The organism is Actinophytocola sp. (assembly GCF_035762905.1).
In the GTDB taxonomy this organism is placed as follows: domain Bacteria; phylum Actinomycetota; class Actinomycetes; order Mycobacteriales; family Pseudonocardiaceae; genus DASYTH01.
This window is the reverse complement of the sequence record NZ_DASUCC010000123.1, coordinates 15,986-40,464: the sequence shown is the minus strand read 5'-3', so window position 1 is coordinate 40,464 and position 24,479 is coordinate 15,986. Positions and strand designations below refer to the sequence as shown.

Sequence of the window (24,479 nt, the reverse complement as noted above, 5' to 3'; positions counted from 1 at the left end):
CCATGACCGACCTGGTGCTGCCCGGCTACCGGCGGCCCGGCGAGGACGTGCACCCGCCGCTGTACAGCCCGGGATACGTCTCGACCACCCTGCGCGCGCCTGCGCTGTCCCCGGTGCGGCTGACGCACTCGCTGACCGAGATCACCGGCCCGCTGCTCGGCGAGGGCCGGGTGGACCCCAACGACGCCGACCTCACCCAGCAGCACGACGGCGAGCCGCTCGGCGAGCGGATCATCGTGCACGGCCGGGTGGTCGAGGAGGACGGCCGGCCGGTGCCGCACACGCTGGTCGAGGTCTGGCAGGCCAACGCGGCCGGCCGCTACTTCCACGCCGCCGACCGGCATCCGGCTCCGCTGGACCCGAACTTCACCGGGGTCGGCCGGTGCCTCACCGACGCCGACGGCGGCTACCGGATCGTGACGGTCAAGCCCGGCGCCTACCCGTGGCGCAACCACGACAACGCCTGGCGCGCCGCGCACATCCACTTCTCGCTGTTCGGCCGGTCGTTCACCCAGCGGCTGGTCACCCAGATGTACTTCCCCGGCGATCCGCTGTTCTTCCAGGACCCGATCTACAACGCGGTGCCCGAGGCGGCCCGGCCGCGGATGATCTCCAGCTTCGACCTGTCGGCGACGGTGCCGGAGTGGGCGCTGGCGTTCCGGTTCGACATCGTGCTGCGCGGCCGGGAAGCCACCCCGATGGAGAAATCATGACGCTGGGATTGACCCCGTCGCAGACCGTCGGACCGTTCTTCGCGCACTGCCTGCCCTGGCCGGACGGGCCGTACGTGGTCGACGAGCACACTCCGGGCGCGTTCTGGCTGCGTGGCCGGATCACCGACGGGGCCGGTGAGCCGGTGCCGGACGGGCTGGTGGAGAGCTGGCAGGCCGACCCGGACGGGCGGTTCGCGCATCCGGACGACCCGCGCGGGGCCGGCGTGGAGTTCCGCGGGTTCGGCCGCTGCCCGACCGACGCGGCCGGGTACTGGGCGATCCGCACGCTGCGACCCGGCCGGGTGCCCGATGCGGCCGGCCGGCCGCAGGCGCCGCACATCGACCTGTCCATCCTCGGCCGCGGGCTGCTCGACCGGCTGGTCACCCGGGTCTACCTGCCCGACGAGCCGGCCAATGCCGAGGACCCGGTGCTCGCCGGCGTGGACCCCGCCCGGCGCGGCACGCTGATCGCCGTGGCCACCGCGGACGGCTTCCGGTTCGACGTGCGGCTGCGGGGCGATGGCGAGACGGTCTTCTTCAGTGTCTGAGCCGGGTCTGTTCGACGAGGTGCTCGCGCGCGGCGGGGTGCGCGAGGCGGTCGGCGACCGTGCCTGGCTGGCCGCGATGCTGTCCGCCGAGACGGCGCTGGCCCGGGCACAGGCCCGGATCGGACTCATCGAGCCGGAGGCGGCGGCCGCCGTCGCCGATGCCTGCCGGGTGGACCGGTTCGACCTGGCCGAACTGGCCAGGCGGGCCGGCCGCCATGCCAGCCCGGTGGTGCCGCTGGTGCGCATGCTGCGCGAGGTCGCCGGCCCGGCCGTCCACAAGGGAGCGACCAGCCAGGACATCCTGGACACCGCGGCCATGTTGGTGTCCCGGTCCGCGCTGGACGTGCTGCTCGCCGACCTGTCCGGTGCGAGCGACGCGGCGGCCCGAATGGCCCGGACGTACCGCAACGTCCCGATGGCCGGGCGCACCCTGTTGCAACCGGCCGCGCCGGTCACCTTCGGGCTCAAGGCGGCACGCTGGCTGTCCGCGCTGGACGCGGCGGCCGAGCGGCTCACGGCGGTGCGCGGCCGGCTGGCCGTGCAGCTCGGCGGCCCGGCCGGCACCCTGGCCGGCTTCGAGGGGCGGGCGTTCGACCTGGTCGAGGCGTTCGCCGGGCAGCTGGGCCTTGCGGTTCCGGTGCTGCCATGGCACACCGACCGGACCCGGATCGCCGACCTGGCCGGCGCTCTCGGCACCGCGGCCGGCACCGCCGGCAAGATCGCCCGGGACGTGACGCTGTTGTCTCAGGCGGAGGTGGGCGAGGTCGCCGAGGGGGCGCCCGGGGGCTCGTCGGCCATGCCGCACAAGCGCAACCCGGTGGCCGCGGTGTCCACCCTGGCGTCGGCGAGCCAGGCGCCCGGGCTGGTCGCCACCCTGCTGGCCGCGATGGCCGGCGAGCACGAGCGGGCGGCCGGCGCCTGGCAGGCCGAGTGGCGGCCGTTGCGCGACCTGCTGGTCGCGACGGGTTCGGCGATGTCCTGGCTGCGGGCCTGTCTGACCGGGCTGCGCGTCGATGCCGGTGCCATGGCGGCGAACCTGTCGAAATTTCTGTCCGATGTGGATACCGGATGTTCCGGGGAGCTGGTCGATCGGGTGCTGGAGGTCCGGTGAACGTCGCGCTTTCGTACACCGTGGACGGACCGTCCGACGGTCCGGTGCTGGTGCTGGGCAACTCGCTGGGCACCACGGTGGCCATGTGGGAGCCGCAGCTTCCGGCGCTCACCGAGCGGTTCCGGGTGGTGCGCTACGACCACCGCGGGCACGGCGGCTCGCCGGTGCCGTCCGGCCGGTACCGGCTGACCGACCTGGGCGGCGACGTGCTGGCCCTGCTGGACTCGCTCGGCCTGGACCGGGTGCACCTCGGCGGGCTGTCGCTGGGCGGCATGGTGGCGATGTGGGTGGCGGCGAACGCCCCGGACCGGGTGGACCGGCTGGCGCTGCTGTGCACCTCGGCCCGGCTCGGCCCGGCATCGATGTGGCGGGAGCGAGCGGAAACCGTTACCGCGCAAGGGACCGGGGCGCTGGTCGAGACGCTGCTCGGCCGCTGGTTCACCGCGGGGTTCACCGCCGCCCGCCCGGACGTGGCCACCTGGGCCGGGGCGCTGGTCGCCGGCACGCCCGCGACCGGTTACGCCGGCTGTTGCGCGGCCATCGAGACCATGGACCTGGTGCCGTCGCTCGGCTCGATCACCGCGCCCACCCTGGTGATCGCCGGTGCCGACGACCCGGCCACCCCGCCGGAGCACGCCGAGGTGATCGCCGCCGGCATCCCCGGCGCGCGGCTGGCCGTCGTCCCGGACGCCGCCCACCTGGCCAACGTCGAGCAACCCGAGGCCGTGACCCGGCTGCTGCTCGAGCATCTGGAAGGGACAGCACGATGAGCGAGCTTGATCCGGCCGGTGAGGAGGTCCGTCGGGCCGTCCTCGGCGACGAGCACGTGGACCGGGCGATCGCCGGGACCACGCCGTTCTCCGCGCCGTTCCAGGAGTACATCACCCGGGCGGCCTGGGGCGGGGTGTGGACCCGGCCGGAGCTGGACCGGCGCACCCGCAGCCTGCTCACCCTTGCGCTGCTGGCCGCGTTGCGCTGCGAGGCGGAACTGGCCATGCACGTGCGGGCCGCCGTGCGGATCGGGGTGACCCCGGTGGAGATCCGGGAGGCGCTGCTGCACACCGCGGTCTACGCCGGAGTGCCCGCGGCCAACACCGCGTTCGCCGTGGCCGGCAAGGTGCTCGACGAGCTGGGGGTGCAGACATGACCCGCGGACCCGACTTCGTGCAGTCGCTGGAGCGCGGGCTCGCGGTGATCCGGGCGTTCGACGCCGAGCACGCCGAGCTGACCCTCAGCGAGGTGGCCGCCAGCACCGGCGTGACCAGGGCCGCCGCCCGCCGGTTCCTGCTGACCCTGGCCGAGCTGGGCTACGTCCGCGCCGAGGGCCGCTACTTCTCGCTCACCGCCCGGGTCCTGGAACTGGGCTTCGCCTACCTGTCCAGCCTCTCCCTGCCCGAGGTCGCCGAGCCGCACCTGGAGGCACTGGTCGCCGAGGTCAACGAGTCCTCATCGGTGTCGGTGCTCGACGGTGACGACGTCGTCTACGTCGCCCGCGTCCCGACCAGCCGGATCATGACCGTGGTGATCAGCGTCGGCACCCGGTTCCCGGCCTACGCCACCTCCATGGGCCGGGTCCTGATCGCCGGCCTGTCCGACGAGGCGGTGGACGCCTACCTCGCCCGGGTCAGGCTCGAACCGCTCACCACCCGCACCGTTTCCTCGGGCCAGGGCCTGCGCGCCGAGCTGGCCAAGGTCCGCACCCAGGGCTACTCCCTGGTGAACCAGGAGCTCGAGGACGGCCTGCGCGCCATCGCCGCCCCCATCCGCGACCGCACCGGCCGCGTCATCGCCGCCTTGAACATCTCCGCCCACGCCAGCCGGACCTCCCTTGAGGTCATGCGCCGCGACCTGCTCCCGCCACTGCTCAAGACCGCCGCCCGGATCGAGGCCGACTTCTTCGGCCGCCAGCGCCGGTGAGCCGGGGTCACGGCGACAGCGAGGACAGGAAGGTGTCCAGTGCGGCGTCGAAGGCGGCCGGGCGTTCCAGGTTGGGCAGGTGGCCGGCGTCGTCGATGACGACGAGGGTGGAGCCGGTGAGCAGGCGGTGCATCGCCTCGGCGTCCGGGATGGGGGTGTAGCCGTCGTCCCGGCCGACCAGGATCAGGGCGGGGACGTCCGCCGCGGCGAGCACCGGGGTGTAGTCGGGGCGCTCGGCCCGGCCGCGTAGCGCCGCCGCGGCTCCGGCCGGTGGGGTGCCGCGCATCATCTCGAGGACGTGGTCGGCGACGGCGGGCCGCGTGGCGATGGTCAGCGGGGACACCATCTTGGGGAGTTCCTCGGCGGCGTACTCGGCCATGCCGTCGCGCTCCAGCCGGTCGGCGGTGTCCAGGCGGAGTTGGCGACGCTCGGGGGTGTCCAGGCCGGCGAAGGTGTCGGCGAGGACGAGGGCGCGGACCCGGGACGGGAACTGCCGGTAGAAGTCCATGACGATCTGGCCGCCCATGGACAGGCCGCAGAGCACGGCGCGGTCGACGCCGAGCCGGTCGAGCAGGCCGGCGATGTCGGCCGCGAACTCGGCCAGCGTGGTCTTGCCCGGCAGCACCGCGGCCTCGCCGTAGCCGCGCAGGTCCGGCGCGATCACCCGGAACCCGGCCCGGCCGAACCGGTCCAGCTGCGGCCGCCACATCGACCGGTTGAACGGGTGCCCGTGCACCAGCACCACCGCGTCCCCGGCCCCCACGTCCTCGTACCCGGAGGTGATCATGATCTCCACTCTAGGTGTCGCCGTAGCACGGCCGCCCTGTGCGGCGATCACATAACGACAGGTAATCGGGCCGGGCGAGGGCTACCGATGAGCACAGCGGAGCGCGGCGGGCACGCCGTGCTGGATCGGCCGTGGCCGTTCGTCGGCCGCGAGCGCGAGCTTGCCCGCGTGGCGGCGGCGCTCGGCCGGCCGGACGCGGCCGGGCTGCTGTTCGCCGGGCCGGCCGGGGTGGGCAAGACCCGGCTGGCCACCGAGTGCGCCGCGATCGCCGAGCGGGTGGGATTCCGGTGCGTGCGGGTGCTGGCCACCCGGGCGGCGGCCGGCGTCCCGCTCGGCGCGCTGGCCCCGCTGCTGCCGGCCGACTCGCGGCGCACCGGCCCGCGGGCCAACTGGCTGCGCGCGGCGGCGGACGCGATCGCCAGCGGACCCGGGCCGCTGCTGCTCGTGGTGGACGACGCGCACCTGCTGGACGCCGCCTCGGCCACGGTCGTGCAGCAACTGGCCGCGCCGGACCGGGCGTTCGTCGTGCTCACCACGAGAACCGGGCTGCCGGCGCCGGAACCGCTGCTGGCGCTGTGGAAGGACAACATCGTCGAGCGGCTGGACCTGACGCCGCTGTCCGAGAAGGACGTCCACCGGATCCTCGACCAGGTGCTCGGCGGGCCCATCGACGGCGCCGCCCGGCACGAGCTTTCCCAGGCCAGCCAAGGAAACGCGCTGTTCCTGCACGAGCTGGTGCTCGGCGGCCTTGACACCGACATCCTGCGCCGGGAGCAGGGCGTGTGGCGGCTGGCCCGGACGCTGTCCAGCTCGCCGCGGCTGATCGAGCTGGTCGGCGCCCGGCTGGTGGACCTGGACCGGACCGAGCGCGAGGTGCTCGAACTGCTCGCCCTCGGCGAGCCGTTGCCGTGGGAGATCGTCGCGCAGTTCGCCGAGCCCGCTCTTGTCGACAAGTTGGAGCGGCACGGTCTGGTGCAGACCGTGCGGCAGCGCAGCGGGTTGCAGGTCAGCCTGGCGCACCCGCTCTACGGGGAGGTGCTGCGCGGCCAGCTCACCGCGCTCGGCCGGATGGCGGCCAGCCGGCGGCTGGCCGAGGCGGCCACCGGCGTCGGGGTGGAGCGGGTCGGTGCGCTGCCGCTCGCGGTCTGGCAGATGGACGGTGGCGGCACGGTCGACCCGAAGATCATGCTGGACGCGGCGCGCGGAGCCCGGCGGGCCGGCAACCTGCCGTTGGCCGAACGGCTCACGGTGGGCGCGGCCGATGCCGGCGCCGGTGCCGCGGCCACGCTGCTGCATGCCCGGGTGCTCGGCGAGCGCGGCTCACCCGAGCGGGCCGAGGAGCTGCTGGCCGGGCTGGCCGAGCGGGCCGGCACCGAGGAGGAGCGCGCCTCGGTGGCGATCGAGCGGGCCCGCGCGCTGCTGTACTGGCACGGCCGAGGCGAGGACGCCGCGGCGATGCTGGACACCGCGTCGGAGCAGCTCACCGGCAAGCTGATGGACCAGGTGCTGGCGCACCGGGCGCTGATCGCGCTGCTCTGCGGCCGGCTCTCGGACGCGCTGGCCGGCGCCGACGCACTGTCCACCGCGACGCCGGGACACGGCCTGGCCACCACGGCGGCCGCCGCGGCGGTCGCGGCGGCCATGGCCGGGCAGGCCGGCCGGGCGATGGCCTACGTGGACCGGGCCGCCCGCGGCCCGGAGCCGGGCCGGGCCCGGCTCGCCGCGGTCGTCGCACTGTGCGAGACGGGAAAGCTGGCCGAGGCGGAAAGCGCGGCGCGCCGGCTCTACGACCGGTCACTGCGGCTGCACAGCCGGACCGGGCAGGCCTGGTCGGCCCTGCTGTGCGGGCGGGTCGAGTCGCTGACCGGCCGGCTTGGCCGGGCCGGGAACTCGTTCGCCGAGGGCATGGCGATCGCGGCCGAGACCGGTCAGCTCGTGCTGCGCCGGTGGTGCTGCGCGGGGATCGCCCTTGCCGCGGCCCAGCAGGAGGACACCGCCCGGGTGCGGGCCGCGATCGAGGACCTGGACGGGATGCCGGAGACCGACCTGAACCTGCTGCGCTGCGAGGAACTGCGGGCCCGGGCCTGGGCCGCGCGGCTGGCCGGCGACCCGGTGCGGGCCGCGGTCCTGCTGCGCGAGGCGGCGCACGGGGCGGCCGGGGCGGCGCTGGCCGCGGCGGCCTGGCACGACCTGGCCCGGCTGGGCGGCTCGGACGCCGCCCGGCCACTGGCCGAGCTGGCCGCCGGATCGGACAACCCGCTGATCGCCGACCGGGCGGCGCTGGTCGGCGCGCTGGCCCGGCGGGACCCGGACGACCTGGCCGCCGCCGGCGAGCGGTTCGCGCAGCGCGGCGCGCTGCTGCTGGCCGCGGAGTCGGCCGCGGCGGCCGCCGCCGAGTACCGCAGGCGGCAGGACGCCCGGTCCGCCGAGCGGATGGCCGAGCGGGCGCACGCGCTGGTGGAGCGGTGCGAGGGGGCCCGGACCCCGGGTCTGGAGCTGGCCGGCCCGGTGGCCGAGCTGACCAGCCGGGAGCGGGAGATCGCCCTGCTGGCCGCGGGCGGCAGCTCGAACCGGGAGATCGCCGACGCGCTGACCGTGTCGGTGCGCACCGTGGAGACGCACCTGCAGCGCGCCTACACCAAGCTCGGCCTCACCAGCCGCACCGACCTGGCCGCGGTGCTACGTAGCCGGCCGCGGAAACCTACGTAGTTCGTGCTGAAGACGCCGCCGAGGTTGTCGTGCTCTGATAGTGGTGGCGCACTGCGAGGATCGGACGGGGGCCATGCCGGATATCGACGACGCACTGGAACGGTTGAACACCGATCCGTCGTTCCGGGCCGCCCTTGCGACCGATCCGGCGACCGCGCTGAAGGGCTACCACCTCTCCGCCGACGATCTCAGCCTGCTCGCCCGCCGGGTCGGCAACAACGGCGGCGCGGTCGAGCAGCGCACCAGCCGGGCCGGCTTCTTCGGCCTCTTCGCCCAGATCACCGAGGACAACGGCGTGATCATCCGCGGCCCGAGCTCGCCCCAGGAGCCGTAACCGGACTGTGCCCCCCATTCGGGTGAAGCCTCTGCTACGTTTGCGCGTCTTATCGCGCTCGGGGTGCGCGGGGCAGGCAGTCGACACGCACAACCGAGGGGTGATCCTTTTCGTGACCGGACCAACCGGCGCGCGTCTCCGCACGCGCATACTGACCGCCTTCGCGGTCATCACCGCGACGCTCACACTCACCGGCACCGTGGCCGTCGGGGCGGCCCTCGCCGACCCGGACGAGACCACGACCACGACCACGGTCGAGACCACCACCGAAACCACTCCGCCCGAGACCACGGACCCCACGGAGACCTCGGACCCGACCGAGACCTCGGACCCCACCGGGACCTCAACCACCGAGCCGACCGGGACCACGCCGACGAGCACCAACCCCGGGCCGGGCGGGTCTCACTCGGTACTGCTCGAGACGAAGATCCGGTTCGACCAGCCGTCGTACCGGTCCGGTGACCCGATCGGCGTCACCGTCTCGGTCCGCAACACCAGCCCGATCCCGGCCGGTCCGATCCACGTCTACAACTACAGCGGCTCGGCGGAGCTGTTCACCTTGGACGATCCCCTCCAGTGGGGCGAGTTCCAGGGTGCGGGCGTCACGCTGGCGCCGGGCGAGACCCGCTCGGTGGAGCTGACCGGCCGGCAGGGCTCGCTCAGCGCCACGGTCGTCCGGGTCGAGCTGATGATCACCGACATGCACACCTACGGCAGCATGACGGCGTCCGCGTCCGCGCCGGTCGAGCCGCGCACCGGGCCGGCCGCGGGTGTGGTGTTCGGCGACAAGAACGGCAACGGCGTGCCCGACCCGGGCGAGGCCCTGGCCGGCACGACGGTCGAGCTGTACTACGACTGGCAGAGCCATTTCTCCGCCACCTCCGACGCGCACGGCCGGGTCGACTTCGGCGCCATCCCGACCGGGACCTACAGCGTGTCGGTCCAGTCGTACCGCAGTGGGTTCAACTTCCGGTACTACAGCGTCACCGTCGACGAGTCCGGCAGCGCCGCGGACCTGCTGTTCCGGGGCTCGCTGCCGTACAACGGCCGGCTGTCCGCGGCGATGGAGTTCACCAAGGACACCTACCAGGTCGGCGAGACCCTGCACATCACGGTGACCCTGACCAACCACGGCTCGACCCCGTTCACCGGGCTGAAGGCCTTCTGCAACCGTGGCGGTTTCGACCAGTCGCTGTACGGCACCGCCCCCGGCTGGGGCGACCTGCGGACCGGCGTCAACCTCGCGCCGGGTGAGACCAAGGTGCTCGACGTGACCGACACCGTTCCCCAGGAGGCCTTCAACGTCGGGTACGTCGGGGTTGGCTGCGACTTCGGCCTGGCCGAGGGGGACTACGAGGATCACGCGTCCGCCGGTGACGAGGCGCTGGTGCCCGGTGGGTTCGGCGCCCTGCGCGGCGACGTGACGACCGGCAAGGAGCGCACCGGCGTGGCCGGGGTCCGGCTGGTGCTGACCAACCCGGACTCGCCGTGCCCGATGGCGGTCGAGACGTTCACCGACGCGGACGGGAACTTCGTGTTCACCAACGTTCCGGCGTGGCCGAACTATCTGGTCTACGTCGTGCCGCCGGCGGGCCTGATGGTCTCCTGGGAGAACCCGACCCGGGTGCTGGTCCGCGCCGGCGACGACGGGCAGAGCCACTGGGGCATCCAGTTGCTGGAGGGCACGGCCGACGAGCCGGAGCCGCCGGCGCTGGCGCCCGGGTGCCCGGACACGCCGGCCCCGCAGGGGAAGGCGGCCGACGACGAGCTGGCCTACACCGGTGCGAGCGTGCTCGGGCTGGGTGCGTTCGGTCTGGTCGCGCTGATCGGCGGGGCGGCTGCCCTGATGATCGTGCGGCGGCGGCGGTCGGCCGCGTAGCGAAGTAGTAAGGAGATGCCGCACCGGCTTTCGGGCCGGTGCGGCATCTTTGTCTTGGTCAGCCGCCGAACAGGGCCGGGAGGGTGGACTCCCAGGCGGCGCGCAGCTCGTCGAGGGGGAAGGTGGCCACGCCCTCGATCTCGAGCGTGCCCCAGGTGGCTTCGACGACGCCCAGCTCGCGGACCGGGACCTCGTGGGTGGCGCACAGCTCGGTGAACGCCGGCACCGACGCGCGCGGCACGGCGACCACGGCGCGACCGGCGGACTCGCTGAACAGCTGGACGAACCGGTCGGCGTCCGGGTCGAGGGTGACCCGGCAGCCGGTGTCGCCGATCAGGCAGGCCTCGACCAGGGCCTGAGCCAGGCCGCCGTCGGACAGGTCGTGCGCGGCCGAGACCAGACCGTCCGCGGCGGCGGCCACCAGCACGGTGCCGAGCGCCTGCTCCCGGGCCAGGTCCACCTTGGGCGGCAGCCCGCCGAGGTGGCCGTGCACCACGTGCGCCCACTCCGAGCCGCCGAACTCCTCGTGCGTCTCGCCGAGCAGCAGCAGCACGTGCCCGTTCGCGGTCATGTCGAACCCGGTCGGGATCCGCCGGGCCACGTCCTCGATCACGCCGAGCACGCCGACCACCGGGGTGGGCAGGATCGCGGTCGTGCCGGTCTGGTTGTAGAAGCTCACGTTGCCGCCGGTCACCGGGATGCCGAGCGCCGCGCAGCCGTCCGCGAGCCCGCGCACCGCCTGCTGGAACTGCCACATCACGCCGGGGTCCTCGGGCGAACCGAAGTTGAGGCAGTTGGTCACCGCCACCGGGCGCGCCCCGCTGACCGCCACGTTCCGGTACGCCTCGGCAAGCGCGAGCTGCGCACCGGCGTAGGGATCCAGCCGCACGTACCGGCCGTTGCCGTCGCAGGACAGCGCCACGCCGCGGCCGGTCTGCTCGTCCACCCGGATCATCCCGGCGTCGGACGGCTGGGCCAGCACCGTCCCGCCGCGCACGTACCGGTCGTACTGCTCGGTGACCCAGCGCCGGGAGCACAGGTTGGGCGAGGCGGCCATGCGCAGCACGGTGAACCGCAGCTCGTCCGATGTGGACGGTCGGGCCAGCTCCGCGACGTCACCCTGCACGTCATCCTGGTCGGCCGGCCGCTCGACCGGCCGCTCGTACACCGGACCCTCGTGCGCCACCGTGCGCGGCGGAACGTCCACGACGGTCTCGCCGTGCCAGGTGACCACCAGCCGGTCGCCCTCGGTGACCTCGCCGATCTCGGTGGCGGTCACGTCCCACTTGGCACACACCGCCATGAACGCGTCCACATCGGACGGTTCGACGATGGCGCACATCCGTTCCTGCGACTCGCTGGACAGGATCTCCGCCGGGGTCATGCCGGCCGCGCGCAACGGCACCCGGTCCAGCTCGATGCGCATTCCCCCGTCGCCCGCGCTGGCCAGTTCGCTGGTCGCGCAGGACAGCCCGGCACCGCCGAGGTCCTGGATGCCGACCACCAGCCCCTGCGCGAACAGCTCAAGGCAGCACTCGATCAGCACCTTCTCGGTGAACGGGTCGCCCACCTGCACGCTGGGCAGCTTCTTGCGCCCGGTACCGCCCTCTTCCCCGGTGAAGGTGTCCGAGGCCAGCACCGACACCCCGCCGATGCCGTCCAGCCCGGTGCGGGCGCCGAACAGGATCACCTTGTTACCGGTGCCGGAGGCGTGCGCCAGGTGCAGGTCGTCCACCCGCATCGCGCCTACGCACAGCGCGTTGACCAGCGGGTTGCCCTGGTAGCTCTGGTCGAACACCACCTCGCCGCCGATGTTGGGCAGGCCGAGGCAGTTGCCGTAGCCGGCGATCCCGGCGACCACCCCGGGCAACACCCGCCGGGTGTCGGCCGCCTCGGCCGCCCCGAACCGCAGCGGATCCATCACGGCCAACGGCCGGGCGCCCATCGCCAGGATGTCCCGCACGATGCCGCCGATCCCGGTGGCCGCGCCCTGGTAAGGCTCCACATAGGACGGATGGTTGTGCGACTCCACCTTGAAGGTGACCGCCCAGCCGTCGCCGATGTCCACCACCCCGGCGTTCTCGCCGATGCCGGCCAGCATCGCCGCGCGCATCTCGTCGGTGGTGGTCTCGCCGAAGTAGCGCAGGTGCACCTTGGAGGACTTGTAGGAGCAGTGCTCGCTCCACATCACCGAGTACATGGCCAGCTCGGCCTCGGTCGGGCGGCGGCCGAGGATCTCCCGGATGCGGGCGTACTCGTCGTCGGCCAGCCCCAGCTCACGGTGCGGTTGAGCGATGTCCGGGGTGGACAGCGCGTGTTCGACGGTGTCGACGGAAACGGCGGTCACGGGCACGGGCCGAGCCTATCCGGCGGCCGGTGCCAGGGCGTCCAGCACCGAGCCGAACATGCCGATGCCGTCGGCCGACGGGCCGGTCAGCTCGTCGATCGCGTGCTCCGGGTGCGGCATCAGGCCGACCACCCGGCCGTTCGGCGAGCAGATCCCGGCGATGTCGTTCTTCGAGCCGTTCGGGTTGCCCCCGGCGTAGCGGAACACCACCCGACCCTGCTGCTCCAGCTCGTCCACAGTGGACCGATCGGCGACGTAGCGGCCGTCCATGCTCTTCACCGGCACCACGAACTCCGCGCCGGCCCAGTACTGGTTCGTCCACGCGGTGCCGTTGTTCTCCACCCGCAACCGCTGGTCCCGGCAGACGAAGTGCCGGCCGGCGTTGCGCAGCAGGGCACCGGGCAGCAGGCCGGCCTCGCACAGGATCTGGAAACCGTTGCAGATCCCCAGCACCGGCAGGCCGCGCTCGGCCGCGGCCACCACAAGGCCCATCACCGGCGCGAACCGGGCGATCGCGCCGGCCCGCAGGTAGTCGCCGTAGGAGAACCCGCCGGGCACGCTCACCGCGGCGACGCCGTGCAGGTCGGCGTCGTCGTGCCAGAGCGCCACCGGTTCGGCACCGGCGTAGCGCACCGCCCGGGCGGCGTCCTGGTCGTCAAGGCTGCCCGGGAAAGTGATCACTCCGATCCTGGTCACGACTCCGCCCTGCGCACCACGAAGTCCTCGATCACCGGGTTGGCCAGGAAGCCCTCGGCGATCTTGGTGAGCGTGTCGTCGTCGACCGAGTCGTCGACCTCGAGCACGAAGTGTTTGCCTTGGCGGACGGCGGAAACGCCCTCGAAGCCCAACCGGGGCAGCGCACGGGCCACGGCCTGCCCCTGCGGGTCCAGGATCTCGGGCTTGGGCATGACATCGACGAAGACTCGGGCCACGGTCGGAGCCTACCTGAGCAGGATGTTCGCCCTCCGCAGATCGTCTGGCGGAGCCGGCGTGTCCGGGTCCAGGGTGGAGGAATGCGAGTACTTGTGCTGGGTGGAACGGTGTTCGTCGGCCACGCGGTGGCCACCGAGGCGCTGCGGCGCGGGCATGAGGTGGTGTGCGCGGCGCGCGGCGAGTCCGGGCCGGTGCCGGACGGCGCCACGCTGGTCCGGGTGGACCGGGACGCCGAGGACGGCCTTGCTCCGCTGGCCGGGGAGAGCTTCGACGCGGTGGTGGACGTGGCCACGGTGTCCTACCCGTGGGTGGACCGGGCGCTGCGCGCCCTTGCCGACCGGGTCGGGCACTGGACGTTCGTCTCCACCATCAACGTGTACGCCGACTCGGTGACCCCGGGCCAGCGGGCCGACGCCGCGCTGGTCGAGCCGGTCCAGCGGCACGCCACCCGGGAGGAGACGCAGACCGAGGCGGGTGTCGGGCTGTACGGCGGGATCAAGGTGGCGTCGGAGAACGCGGTGCGCGCGGCCATGGGCGACCACGCGTTCGTGGTGCGGCCCGGGTTGATCACCGGCCCGGGCGACACCCATGACCGGTTCGGCTACTGGCCGGCCCGGTTCTCCCGGGGCGGCCGGGTGCTGGTGCCGGACGTGCCCGAGCAGCCGATGCAGTACATCGACGTGCGCGACCTGGCCGGGTGGATCCTGGACGCCGCCGAGCGGGACCTTTCCGGCGACTTCGACGCGATCGGGCCGGCCGGGCCGCTGCCGGAGCTGCTCCGGGGGATCGCGGAGGTGGTCGGGGTGGACGTCGAGTTCGTCCCGGCCACGCCCGAGCAGCTGGTCGCCGCCAAGGTCAACCCGTGGGCCGGGCCGCGCTCGTTGCCGTTCTGGCTGCCGCCGTCGCACGCCGCGCTGGCCGCACGGGACGCCGGGCCGTCACTGGCCGCCGGGATGCCGGTCCTGGCACTGGCCGACGCGGTTTCCGGCGCGCTGGAGCACGAACGTGCGCTGGGCTTGGACCGGGAGCGCAACGCCGGGCTGACCCGGGAAGAGGAGGCTGACATTCTCGCTGGCCTGTGATGCGATGAGGACGCTTTCACTCATCGGCGAGGAGGCCATCGATGGCGGACACGTACGACTACGTCGTGGTTGGCGCCGGCAGCGCGGGATGCGTGCTGGCCAACCGGTTGACCGAGAACCCCGGCGTGTCCGTGCTGCTGCTCGAGGCCGGCGGCGAGGACGATGCGGACGAGATCCACATCCCGGCGGCGTTCCCGTCGCTGTTCAAGACCCGGTGGGACTGGAACTACGAGACCGTCGAGCAGAAGCACCTCGGCGGCCGGCCGGCCTACTGGCCGCGGATGAAGGCGCTCGGCGGGTGCTCGTCGATGAACGCGATGATCTACATCCGGGGCAACCGGGCCGACTACGACACCTGGCGGGACCTGGGCGCCACCGGGTGGGGCTACGACGACGTGCTGCCGTACTTCGTCAAGGCCGAGCGCAACCATCGGCTGACCGGGCCGCTGCACGGCACCGACGGCCCGCTGCACGTGGAGGACCGCCGGTACACCCACCCGCTGTCGCAGTCCTGGGTGGACGCGGCGGTGGCCTGGGGGCTCAAGGCGACCGACGACTTCAACGGCGCCGAGCAGGAGGGCGCCGGGCAGTACCAGGTGACCTGTCACAAGGGGCACCGCTGGTCCACCGCGGACGCCTACCTGCGCCCGGCCCTGGACCGGCCGAACCTGACCGTGGTCACGCACGCCCTGGCCACCCGGGTGGTGCTCGCCGGCACCCGCGCCGTCGGCGTGTCCTACCTGCGGCACGGCGCCGAGCACACCGCGCACGCCGAGGCCGAGGTGATCCTGTCCGGCGGCGCGGTCAACTCCCCGCAACTGCTGCTGCTCTCCGGCATCGGCCCGGCCGAGCACCTGCGCGAGCTGGACATCGAGGTGGCCGCGAACCTGCCCGGCGTCGGGGAGAACCTGCACGACCACCCGGTGGCCGGCGCCCTGTGGACCACGCACGGCACCAGCGACCTGGCCGAGCTGGCCGGCCTGCGCAACCTGCTGCGCTGGCAGTTCACCGGCAAGGGTCCGCTGGCCTCCAACATCGGCGAGGCCGGCGCGTTCTTCAAGACTCGGGACGACCTGCCCGCGCCGGACATGCAGATCCACGTGGCGCCGTCGCTGTTCTACGACAACGGGATGCACGACTTCACCGAGCCCGGCTTCACCGCGGGCGCCACCGTGGTCAACGTGTTCTCCCGCGGCCGGCTGCGGCTGCGCTCGGCGGACCCGCGCTGGCGCCCGGAGATCGACCCGGCCTACTACGACGACCCGCGCGACCTCGACGCCATGGTGGCCGGCCTGCGCGCCCTGATCGAGATCGGCCGGGAGCACCCGATCAAGCGGTTCCTGGACCGCCCGTTCAAGCCGGAGAAGGTCGACGGGTTGACCGACGAGGAGCTGCGCGAGCACATCCGCGAGGTCACCCAGACCCTCTATCACCCGGTCGGCACCTGCATGATGGGCACCTCGGAGAACGCCGTGGTCGACCCGTCCCTGCGCGTGCACGGCGTCGAGGCGCTCCGGGTCGTGGACGCCTCGATCATGCCCACGGTCCCGCGCGGCAACACCAACGCTCCGACGATCATGATCGGCGAGAAGGCGGCCGACCTGATCAGGACCGGCTGACCGGCTCGATGAAGATCGGGTTGGTGTAAAGCCAAAGGTCGGTCCACGGGTCGGCGTTGCCGAGGGTGTCCATGGCTGGGCCGGCCGGGTCCACGTCGGCGCCGCGGAACCCGGGGGCGGTGCGGTTGCCGTCGGTGCCGCGGACGCGGACGTAGCCCGGGCGGTCCACCGGGCCGAGCGGGTGGGTGAAGGTGGCGTGCCGGGCGCCGGGCGGCACCTCGAACGAGCGGGCCACCCGGGTGTCCGGGGCGAACAGGGTGTCCCGGTCGGCGGCCGGGCCGGTGACCGTTCCGGTGATCACGTCCACCCGGGCCAGCCGGGGCACGAACTGGGCCCAGTTGGGCAGCACCGCCAGGTCGACGTCGATGGCCAGCTCAACCGGGGTGCCGCGGCGCACTCGCAGGGTGCCGCCGAGCGGAACGCCGCCGCGCCGGTCGCCGCGCACCCGGACCCGCACGTCCAGCCCGGCGATCAGGGCGCCGTGGTCGACCCAGACCCGGCCGGCGCGCAGGCCGTCCATGACCGCGCGGTAGGACCGGCCGCCGGTGCCGACGTGCGTGCGGCTGTAGAAGCCCGGCCAGAAGTCGCCGGCCTGGGCCAGCGCCACGCCGCCGTAGACCGGGTCGTTGTACCGCCCGTTGGCGTCGAAGTCGCTGTTCGGGCCGCGGGTGGCCACGTCGAGGTAGTTCACGTGCGAGTCGGAGTTGGCGCTGATCCACCACGGCTTGCCCTCGGCGAGCAGGCTGTCCCACAGCCCGCCGACCGTCGCGGTGAACCAGTCGAACCCGCCCCAGGTGCGGTAGCTCTCCGCCGGGTAGCCGGGAAACGACTCCGGCCCCGGCCCGCCGGTGTAGAAGCCGCGCCCGCTGCCCGGCCCGCCCGGCGCCGCGATCCCGGCCGCCTGGTGCCCGGGCGCGCCCTCCATGCCGATCGCCACGCTCGGGTCGGCGTCGCGCCAGGCACGCAGCTCGTGCGGCGAGTCGATGCCCCGCCGGGCCGGGTGGTTGGCCAGGAACAGCGCGCCGTCCACCCGCCGGTCGCGCACCGCCGAGCCGAGGAACTGGATGCCGGCCACCGCCCGCGCCTCGTTCGCCGGGCTGGACGAGCCGGACCCGGTGACCGAGCCGTCGAAGCCGTTCTCGAACTCCTTGAGCACGGCCACCTCGTTGCGGCCCGGGTGCACGAACACCGTGCCGTGCTCGGCGGCCGGGATGTTCCACTCCAATCCCTGGAACACCAGCAGATCCCGCAGTTGCGCCCGGGCCGCCACGATGTCCGGGTTGACCAGCTCGACGCCGATCCGGGCATGCGTCGCGCCGCCGTGGTCGGTGATCACCATCCAGTCCAGCCCGTAGGCCCGGGCGTGCCGTGCCTGGTCGATCACCCGGTACAGGGCGTCGGCGCTGTACTGGGTGTGGATGTGGTGGTCGCCGGCCAGCCAGTGCAGCCCGCCCTGGTAGCCGCCGCGGTCGTCGTCCGCGCGTGCCGCGGCCGGGCCGGCCACGGACAGCACCCCGCCGGCGGTGACCCCGGCGCCCAGCATCCCGACGCCACGCAGCAGGCTGCGCCGGTTGAGCTGCTCCGGGCTCAGCTCGGAGTCCGGAATGGACAGATCGATGGCCGGCGGCAGGTCGCCGGTCGCGGGATGATCGTGCGGGTGGTCCTGGCACATCGCGTTCTCCGATCCGCATGAGTGAGCGCCCCGCACAACATGCTCGCGCTTCGCGAACGCCCGGTGACGGGTGTGCGACGCGGGGACGAACAGAACCAGCGATTCGACTGATGCGGCGCGGTGGGCCGGCGGGCTAGGCACGGTGCCATGACCAGACCACGTCGTTTGCCTGCCCTGCTCGTCACGTTGGCCACCGGGGCGGCGCTGTTCGTCGCGCTGCCCGGGGCGGCGCCGGCCGAACCGGAGGCCGGCGCCCAACCCGAGGTCAGCGTGGCACCGGGCGCGGGACCGGAGCGGATCACCGGCCCGATCCCGCAGCGCGCCCGGCCCGGCGACCCCTCGCACGACTACACCTTCTACCGCACCCCGCTGGACCTGCGCCGGTTCGGTTACCTGGAGCAGGAGTTCTTCATCTCCGGCACCGCCACCCGCTACCCGGCCAACCCGACCGCCGACGAGCAGCGGCAGACCGCCACGCCGATCGGCACGACGCCGTACACCACCCGGATCGTGGTCCGCCGCCCGGCGCATCCCGGGCGCTCGGCCGGAATCGCCGTGGTGGACTGGCAGAACGTCACCGCCGGGCACGACATCGACACCGAGTGGGGCACCAGCGGCGACTACTACATCCGGCACGGCTGGACCTACGTCGGCGCGTCGGTGCAGCGGGTCGGCGTGAACGGCGCGACCACCGGCGCCACCGCCGGGCTCGGTCTGCGGCAGTGGAGCCCGGCCCGGTACGGCGCGCTGGACCTGACGGCCGGCGGCACGCTGCTGGACGACACCCAGTCGTTCGACGTCTACACCCAGATCGCCGACCTGCTGAAGGGCCGGGACCGCCGCAACCCGCTGGCGGACCTGCGAATCGGCACGGTGTACGCGGGCGGGGCGTCCCAGTCGGCCCGGTTCCTCGGCGTGTACTACAACACCGTCCAGCCGATCCGGCACGTCTACGACGGGTTCCTGCTGGCCATCGGCGACTCGGCGCTGCCGCCGCGGCCGGAGGTCGGCACCAAGGCGTTCCGGGTGTTCACCGAGAACGACGTGTACCGGGGCGCCGCCGTGCCGAGCCGGGTGGCGCCGGACGGTCCGACGCTGCGCACCTGGCACATCGCCGGCGCCTCGCACGTGCCGGCCTACGCCACCGGCGCGGACCCGAACGACTTCCGGGCCACGCTCGGCGGGATCCGGGTGCGCGAGTTCGGCCCGCAGGCACCGCGCGAGTGCGTCAACCCGGGGCCGAGCGAGGTCACGTCCTGGCCGGTGTTCCACGCCGCGTACGAGGCGCTGGACGACTGGGTGCGCCACGGTGTTCCGCCGCGGATGGCCAAGCCGCTGGCCATCGTCGACCCGACCCCGCCGGCGAACCTGCTGCGGGACGGCAATGGACTGGCCGAGGGCGGCATCCGGCTGCCCGACGTCGAGGTTCCGGTGGCCCGGAACGACGGCATCAACGCGCCGGCGAACCTGGCGAACCCGCTGAACGGGTTCTGCGTGCTGTACGGCACCCATCGCGACTTCACCGCCGAGCAGTTGCGCGCGTTGTACTACGGCGCCGAGGACTACCGCGACCAGGTGCGCGACGTGGTGCGCAGGCTGGAGACGCTGCGGTTCCTGCTGCCCGAGGACAGCCACGTGTTCCTGGATGCCGCCCGCCGGCAGGAGATCTGACCCGGTGAACGAGCGTCGGCCCCCGGCGAAGGCCGGGGGCCGACACTCATGCTCGACTACTTCCTTTTGCCGTGCAGCATGGTGATCAGCTTGGCCACCTTGGCGTCGGTCTTGGCGGTGCGGCTGAACGAGGTGAGCACCATCGGCGGGCGGAACTTCTGCCGGGCGATCGCCTTCGGCCGGGCGAACTCCTTGAGCCCCTCGGGGCCGTGGATCCGGCCGAAGCCGGACTCGCCGATGCCGCCGAACGGCAGGCTCGGAATGGCCGCGAAGCTGATCACTGCGTTCACCGCGGTCATGCCGGAGCGCAGTCGCCTGGCCAGCTCCATGCCGCGCCGCTTGGCGAACACGGTGGCGCCGAGGCCGTACTTGGTGTCGTTGGCCTTGGCAACCGCCTCGTCCATGTCGCGCACCTTGGCGATGGTCAGGGTCGGGCCGAACGTCTCCTCGCGCACCGCCTCGGAGTCCTCCGGCACGTCCACCAGCACGGTGGGCTGCACGTACCGGTCGCCGACCGCGTCGGCGCCGCCGACCAGGGCCCGGCCGCCGCGGGCCAGGGCGTCGGCGATGTGCCGGCGGATGATCCCCAACTGGCCCGGCATGGTGATCGGGCCGATCTTGGCCTCCGGATCGGAGCCGGACCGGACCGACCCGGCGATCTCCACCACCTTGGCCACGAACTCGTCGTAGACCTTCTCGTGCACGTACACCCGCTCGACGCCGACGCAGGTCTGCCCGGCGTTGGACATGCCGCCCCAGACCGCGGCGTCCGCGGCCGCCGCCACGTCCGCGTCCTCGTCGACCAGGAGCGCGTCCTTGCCGCCGGCCTCGATCAGCACCGGGGTGAGCGTCTCGGCGCAGGCCGCCATGATCTTGCGCCCGGTGCCCGGCGACCCGGTGAAGGCGATCTTGTCGACGCCGGAGCGGCACAGCGCGGCGCCGGTCTCGCCGAATCCGGTGATCAGTTGGAGCACCGGGTGCTCGGGCACGATGTCGCCGAACGTGTCGACCAGCCACTTGCCCACGCCCGGGGTGTACTCGCTCGGCTTGAACACCACGGCGTTGCCGGCGGCCAGCGCGTAGATGATCGAGCCGAGCGGGGTGAACACCGGGTAGTTCCACGGGCCGATCACGCCGATCACGCCGAGCGGCTGGTACTCGACGGTGGCCGACTGGTTGGCCATCAGCAGCCCGGCGGACCGCTTCTTCGGCCCGAGCAGCTTGCCGGCGTGCTTGGCCGCCCACTCCATGTGGTCGATCGCCGGGACGATCTCGATCATGGCGTCGCTGTGCGGCTTGCCGGTCTCGGCGTGCACCACCTCGGCGAGTTGGGCGATCCGGCGGGTGATCATGCCCTTCCACCGGCGCAGCCGTTCGGCGCGGCCGGCGAAGCCGAGGCCGGCCCACCAGGCGGCGGCCTCCCGGGCCCGCGCCACCGCCTCGGCGACGTCCTGCTCGGTGTGGATCGGGTAGCTGCCGACGACCTCGTCGGTGGCCGGGTCGAGGGAGTCGAACGTGCTCCTGGCGTCCGGTTCGGCGCCCGCCGGCTTGGTCTGCACGCTGGTCATGCGGGCCACGTTACCCCTGAGTAGGCAACTTGCGCGATAGCCTGGCGTCGTGACCAACCCATTACGGATCGTCCACTATGGACACGCCTGCGTGCTGGTCGAGACCGGGTCGGCGCGGCTGCTGTTCGACCCCGGGGTGTTCTCCACCGGCTTCGAGGAGTTACGCGACCTGGACGCGATCCTCATCACCCACCAGCACGCCGACCACATCGACGTGGAGCGGCTGCCGGCGCTGGTGGCGGCGAACCCGGGGGCCACGCTGGTCGCCGACCCGGCCACGGCGGCCGAGCAGATCGCCGCGCTGAACCTCGAGGTGAACGTGGCGCGGACCGGGGAGAGCCACACGCTCGGCGGGGCGTCGGTGCACGTGGTCGGCGGCGAGCACGCGGTCATCCACCCGGACCACCAGCCGCCGCCGAACATGGGCTACGTCATCGACGGCGGGCGGTTCTACCACCCCGGCGACTCGCTGTTCGTCCCCGAGGAGAAGATCGACGTACTCGGCCTGCCCGCGGGCGCGCCCTGGCTGAAGACCGCCGAGGGCGTCGACTTCCAGCGCGCCGTCGTGCCCCGGGTGTCGGTGCCGATCCACGAGAAGACGCTGTCCGAGGTCGGTCAGCAGTTGACCTGGGGCATGTACACCCGGATGGCCCCCGAGGGCACCGAGTTCCGGGTGCTCAACCACGGCGCGCCCGCCGAGCTCTAGTTGCACAATAGTTGTGCACAGAACTTGTGCACAACTATTGTGCATCCATGGACCACATCCGGTTGGACGGCCGCGCCCTGCGGATCCTCGCTCACCCGCTGCGCGCCCGGCTGCTCAGCGAGCTGCGGCTGCACGGGGCGGCCACCGCGACCACGCTGGCCGTCCGGCTGTCCACCAACACCGGCGCGACCAGCTACCACCTGCGCAAGCTGGCCGCGGTCGGCCTGGTCGAGGAGACCGGCGAGGGTCACGGCAAGCAGCGTTTCTGGGTCGCCGCGCAGCGCTCGCACGAGTGGCGCGACGCCGACGTCGAAGGCGACCCGGACGGTCTGGCGGCCTCGACCTGGCTGCGCCAGCACTACTGGCGGCACTACCTGGACAAGGTGGGGCGCTGGGAGGAGGTGCGCGCCGACTGGCCGCTGGAGTGGCGCGACGCCCTCACCATGTCGGACAGCAACGCCAGGATGAGCGCCGGCCAGCTGACCGAGCTGATGGCCGAGATCGAGGCGGTGATCAACCGGCACGCGGCCCGCGCCGAAGCCGAGCCGGCCGGCAACCGGCAGCGGATCTCGCTGTTCTGGCACGCGCTGCCGACCGAACCGGGCACCTGGCCACCGTCATGACCGGACCAGACCCGCTGCGCCGCTACCTGCTCCTGCTCGCGCTGCGGTGGTTTCCGGTCGGGCTGGCCATCCCGGTCCTGGTGCTGCTTGGGCTCAGTCGCGGGCTGACCCTGGCCGAGGTCGGCCTTGCCGTGTCGATGCAGGGCTTCGTGGTGCTCGCCCTCGAACTGCCGACCGGCGGGCTGGCCGACTCGTGGGGCCGCCGGCCGGTACTGCTCCTCGCCGCCGCCATCGCGACGCTGGCCCTGCTGCTGCTGGCGACCGCCGACTCGTTCGCCGAGTTCGCGGTCGTCTACCTGCTGCAGGGCGTCTACCGCGCGCTGGACAGCGGCCCGCTGCAGGCCTGGTACGTGGACGCGGCGCTGGCCGCCGACCCGAACGCCCGCCTGGAGAAGGGACTCAGCGCCGGCGGCACCGTGCTCGGGGTGGCGATCGGCCTCGCGGCGCTGGCCTCCGGCGCCGTCATCGCCTGGGTCGAGATCCCCGGCATCCCGACGCTGACCCTGCCGATCTGGCTGGGCCTTGCCGTGCAACTCGCCAACCTGGTCGCGATTCTGGTGCTGGTCCGCGAGCCCGCGCGAGCGCACGGTCGCGCCTTTCTGCCGTCGCTGCGCGGGGTGCCCGCCGTGATCACCGAGAGCTGCCGCCTGGTCCGCCGCTCCCGGATCCTGCTCGCGCTGCTCGCGGTGGAGCTGTGCTGGGGCTTCAGCATGGTCACCTTCGAGATGCTGATGCCGGTCAAACTGGCCGAGGAGGTCGGCGGGACGCAGACCGCCGCGGCGCTCACCGGACCGGCCGGAGCGGCGGCCTGGTTCGGCTCCGCCGCGGGCGCCGCCCTGGCGCCACTGCTCAGCGCCCGGATCGGCGTGGCCCCCACCGCCGCGATCCTGCGGGTCGCGCACGGCCTCACCGTGGCCGCCATGGGCCTGCTCGCCGGACCGGCCGGCGTTCTGGCCGGCTACCTAGCCTGCTACGTCGTCCACGGCGCCAGCAACCCGGTGCACGAGACGCTGCTGCACCGGGAGATCTCCGGTTCGCACCGATCCACCGTGCTGTCGATGAACTCGATGATCTCCCAGGCGGCCGGCGCGGTCGGCCTGATCACCCTGACCGCACTGGCCACCGCGACCTCGGTCACCACCGCCATCACCACCGGCGCGATCGTGCTCGCCCTCGCCGCGCCGCTCTACCTACCCGCCGCCCGGAGCCGGCAACTCGCGCAACGGTGATCAGGCGGCGTCGGCGAGGGGGGTGTGCCGCAGGCCGGGGTAGGTGGCGGGGATGGCGCCGATGTGCAGGGCGATGTCGACGGCGTCCAGGAAGGCCCGGCGGGGCCCGGGACGGGTGAGGTCGGTGGCGTCGGCGGCGAGCCGGACCAGGGCGCCGCGGCGGGCCTGGCGGGCGGCGCCGAGGACAAGGGCGTAGCACCACCAGGGTTCGGTTCGTTCGCCGTGGCCGAGGGTGAGGATGCGGGCCCGGTGCACCTCGTCGGTCCGCAGGTCGCGGACGGTGGTGAGGTCGGCGCACAGGCCGAAGCCCATCCGGCGCAGGGCGGCGAGGGTGCCGTGCGAGACGAGCCAGCGGGGCGGGGCGAAGCTGTCCGTGGCCAGGCCGACGCGGCCGAGTGCGAGGACGGCGGCGGACAGCCGCAGGCCGGCCTCGTGCGAGGGGAGGGCGGCGAACTCGGCGCGGCGGACCAGGCGGCGGGCGAGCGGCACGGTGACGTGGTCGAAGCCGTGCAGCAGCAGGGCGTCGCCTGCGCGCTGGCGGTCGCGGACCCAGTCGACGGCGGCGGGCGCGCCGGCCAGCCGCGGGGCGAACAGCAGGGAGAGCGGAACCCGGCGGTGCGCCAGTTCGGCGCTGAGCTCGGCGCACCGGTCGAGCGTCCGCGCGCTGATCCCGGACAGGGACACCAGCAGCCGTGCGGTCATGCCTCCATTACGCCAGGCCGGCATAAACGAACGCTCAAAGACAGATGACGTCCGAGGATCACCGGAGCGAATTCACGAACGACCGCCACCCACCGCCGGGGAACGCGAGGGCCGGCGCGGGGTTCTTCGAATCCCGCACGCCCACCTTCTCCACGCCGCCCCCCACCTCAACACAGTTGGTGTTGACACCACTGAAGCTGCTCTTCCGCCAGCCGATCTCCACGCAGTTGGTGTTCTCACCACTGAAGCTGCTCTTGCGCCACGCGACCTCGACGCAGTTGGTGTTACTACCGCTGAAGCTGCTCTTGCGCCATCCGGTCATGGCCCTG

Annotated in this window: 23 protein-coding genes; 15 read left to right on the top strand and 8 right to left on the bottom strand. The window is 73.2% G+C overall.

Annotated elements, in window-relative coordinates; all coding sequences use genetic code 11:
* Positions 1-2: 2 nt before the first annotated feature.
* From pcaH to VFV67_RS25825, 6 genes are read left to right on the top strand one after another with little or no spacing between them, the layout of a single operon-like run.
* The gene (gene pcaH / locus VFV67_RS25850; RefSeq protein ID WP_326473240.1) at positions 3-713 is read left to right on the top strand and encodes a protocatechuate 3,4-dioxygenase subunit beta; all 711 of its coding nucleotides are present in this window, start codon (positions 3-5) and stop codon (positions 711-713) included.
* Complete coding sequence (pcaG, locus tag VFV67_RS25845) at positions 710-1,261, top strand: protocatechuate 3,4-dioxygenase subunit alpha (protein ID WP_326473239.1); 552 nt, start codon at positions 710-712, stop codon at positions 1,259-1,261. The genes pcaH and pcaG overlap by 4 nt, the downstream gene beginning before the upstream one ends.
* Positions 1,254-2,372: a 3-carboxy-cis,cis-muconate cycloisomerase gene (pcaB, locus tag VFV67_RS25840; RefSeq protein ID WP_326473238.1), complete on the top strand. Its 1,119-nt coding sequence runs from the start codon at positions 1,254-1,256 to the stop codon at positions 2,370-2,372. The genes pcaG and pcaB overlap by 8 nt, the downstream gene beginning before the upstream one ends.
* Positions 2,330-3,142 (top strand): 3-oxoadipate enol-lactonase, encoded by an 813-nt coding sequence (gene pcaD, locus VFV67_RS25835; protein WP_326473237.1) that lies wholly within the window; start codon positions 2,330-2,332, stop codon positions 3,140-3,142. The genes pcaB and pcaD overlap by 43 nt, the downstream gene beginning before the upstream one ends.
* Complete coding sequence (gene pcaC, locus VFV67_RS25830) at positions 3,139-3,519, top strand: 4-carboxymuconolactone decarboxylase (RefSeq protein WP_326473236.1); 381 nt, start codon at positions 3,139-3,141, stop codon at positions 3,517-3,519. The genes pcaD and pcaC overlap by 4 nt, the downstream gene beginning before the upstream one ends.
* Positions 3,516-4,289 carry an IclR family transcriptional regulator domain-containing protein gene (locus tag VFV67_RS25825; protein WP_326473235.1) on the top strand — a complete coding sequence of 258 codons (774 nt, stop codon included), beginning with the start codon at positions 3,516-3,518 and terminating at the stop codon, positions 4,287-4,289. The genes pcaC and VFV67_RS25825 overlap by 4 nt, the downstream gene beginning before the upstream one ends.
* A 7-nt stretch (positions 4,290-4,296) precedes the next feature.
* Here VFV67_RS25825 and VFV67_RS25820 read toward each other — a convergent pair whose 3' ends face one another.
* Positions 4,297-5,076 (bottom strand): alpha/beta fold hydrolase, encoded by a 780-nt coding sequence (locus tag VFV67_RS25820; protein ID WP_326473234.1) that lies wholly within the window; start codon positions 5,074-5,076, stop codon positions 4,297-4,299.
* 87 nt (positions 5,077-5,163) lie between these two features.
* Between VFV67_RS25820 and VFV67_RS25815 the strand changes: the two genes are divergently transcribed.
* From VFV67_RS25815 to VFV67_RS25805, 3 genes are all read left to right on the top strand, one after another.
* Positions 5,164-7,785, top strand: a complete 2,622-nt coding sequence (locus tag VFV67_RS25815; protein WP_326473233.1) for a LuxR C-terminal-related transcriptional regulator — start codon at positions 5,164-5,166, stop codon at positions 7,783-7,785.
* Between the two features lie 73 nt (positions 7,786-7,858).
* A complete protein-coding gene (locus VFV67_RS25810) occupies positions 7,859-8,119 on the top strand; it encodes a hypothetical protein (protein ID WP_326473232.1) in 261 nt (86 codons plus the stop codon).
* Between the two features lie 112 nt (positions 8,120-8,231).
* Complete coding sequence (locus VFV67_RS25805; protein WP_326473231.1) at positions 8,232-9,998, top strand: SdrD B-like domain-containing protein; 1,767 nt, start codon at positions 8,232-8,234, stop codon at positions 9,996-9,998.
* A 58-nt stretch (positions 9,999-10,056) separates the two neighbouring features.
* Here VFV67_RS25805 and purL read toward each other — a convergent pair whose 3' ends face one another.
* Genes purL through purS form a run of 3 tightly spaced genes read right to left on the bottom strand, consistent with a single transcriptional unit; the run spans position 10,057 to position 13,277 of the window.
* The gene (purL, locus tag VFV67_RS25800) at positions 10,057-12,351 is read right to left on the bottom strand and encodes a phosphoribosylformylglycinamidine synthase subunit PurL (protein ID WP_414636350.1); all 2,295 of its coding nucleotides are present in this window, start codon (positions 12,349-12,351) and stop codon (positions 10,057-10,059) included.
* A gap of 9 nt (positions 12,352-12,360) precedes the next feature.
* The gene (purQ, locus tag VFV67_RS25795; RefSeq protein ID WP_326473230.1) at positions 12,361-13,041 is read right to left on the bottom strand and encodes a phosphoribosylformylglycinamidine synthase subunit PurQ; all 681 of its coding nucleotides are present in this window, start codon (positions 13,039-13,041) and stop codon (positions 12,361-12,363) included.
* Entirely contained in the window at positions 13,038-13,277 is a 240-nt protein-coding gene (gene purS, locus VFV67_RS25790) for a phosphoribosylformylglycinamidine synthase subunit PurS (RefSeq protein WP_326473229.1), read from the bottom strand. The genes purQ and purS overlap by 4 nt, the downstream gene beginning before the upstream one ends.
* A gap of 81 nt (positions 13,278-13,358) precedes the next feature.
* Here purS and VFV67_RS25785 point away from each other — a divergent pair, with 81 nt between their 5' ends.
* Together VFV67_RS25785 and VFV67_RS25780 are read left to right on the top strand one after the other, a co-directional pair.
* A complete protein-coding gene (locus tag VFV67_RS25785) occupies positions 13,359-14,360 on the top strand; it encodes an NAD-dependent epimerase/dehydratase family protein (RefSeq protein WP_326473228.1) in 1,002 nt (333 codons plus the stop codon).
* Positions 14,361-14,401: 41 nt separating this feature from the next.
* Positions 14,402-15,979, top strand: a complete 1,578-nt coding sequence (locus VFV67_RS25780; protein WP_326473227.1) for a GMC family oxidoreductase — start codon at positions 14,402-14,404, stop codon at positions 15,977-15,979.
* On the opposite strand, the gene VFV67_RS25775 is transcribed toward VFV67_RS25780, so the two are convergent.
* Positions 15,966-17,651, bottom strand: a complete 1,686-nt coding sequence (locus VFV67_RS25775) for a PHP domain-containing protein (protein WP_326473226.1) — start codon at positions 17,649-17,651, stop codon at positions 15,966-15,968. The two genes, VFV67_RS25780 and VFV67_RS25775, sit on opposite strands and share 14 nt — an antisense overlap.
* Before the next feature lie 147 nt (positions 17,652-17,798).
* On the opposite strand from VFV67_RS25775, the gene VFV67_RS25770 reads away from it, so the two are divergent.
* A complete protein-coding gene (locus tag VFV67_RS25770; protein WP_326473225.1) occupies positions 17,799-19,322 on the top strand; it encodes an alpha/beta hydrolase domain-containing protein in 1,524 nt (507 codons plus the stop codon).
* 56 nt (positions 19,323-19,378) lie between these two features.
* Here VFV67_RS25770 and VFV67_RS25765 read toward each other — a convergent pair whose 3' ends face one another.
* The gene (locus VFV67_RS25765) at positions 19,379-20,890 is read right to left on the bottom strand and encodes an aldehyde dehydrogenase family protein (protein WP_326473224.1); all 1,512 of its coding nucleotides are present in this window, start codon (positions 20,888-20,890) and stop codon (positions 19,379-19,381) included.
* A 49-nt stretch (positions 20,891-20,939) separates the two neighbouring features.
* On the opposite strand from VFV67_RS25765, the gene VFV67_RS25760 reads away from it, so the two are divergent.
* From VFV67_RS25760 to VFV67_RS25750, 3 genes are read left to right on the top strand one after another with little or no spacing between them, the layout of a single operon-like run.
* Positions 20,940-21,596 (top strand): MBL fold metallo-hydrolase, encoded by a 657-nt coding sequence (locus VFV67_RS25760; RefSeq protein ID WP_326473223.1) that lies wholly within the window; start codon positions 20,940-20,942, stop codon positions 21,594-21,596.
* Positions 21,597-21,643: 47 nt separating this feature from the next.
* A complete protein-coding gene (locus VFV67_RS25755; RefSeq protein WP_326473222.1) occupies positions 21,644-22,219 on the top strand; it encodes a helix-turn-helix domain-containing protein in 576 nt (191 codons plus the stop codon).
* Positions 22,216-23,448, top strand: a complete 1,233-nt coding sequence (locus VFV67_RS25750; RefSeq protein WP_326473221.1) for an MFS transporter — start codon at positions 22,216-22,218, stop codon at positions 23,446-23,448. Before VFV67_RS25755 ends, VFV67_RS25750 begins: the two co-directional genes overlap by 4 nt.
* Here VFV67_RS25750 and VFV67_RS25745 read toward each other — a convergent pair whose 3' ends face one another.
* Together VFV67_RS25745 and VFV67_RS25740 are read right to left on the bottom strand one after the other, a co-directional pair.
* Positions 23,449-24,150, bottom strand: coding sequence for a DUF2334 domain-containing protein (locus VFV67_RS25745; protein ID WP_326473220.1), 702 nt, complete (start codon positions 24,148-24,150; stop codon positions 23,449-23,451).
* Positions 24,151-24,208: 58 nt separating this feature from the next.
* Entirely contained in the window at positions 24,209-24,472 is a 264-nt protein-coding gene (locus tag VFV67_RS25740; RefSeq protein ID WP_326473219.1) for a DUF397 domain-containing protein, read from the bottom strand.
* Positions 24,473-24,479 lie beyond the last annotated feature (7 nt).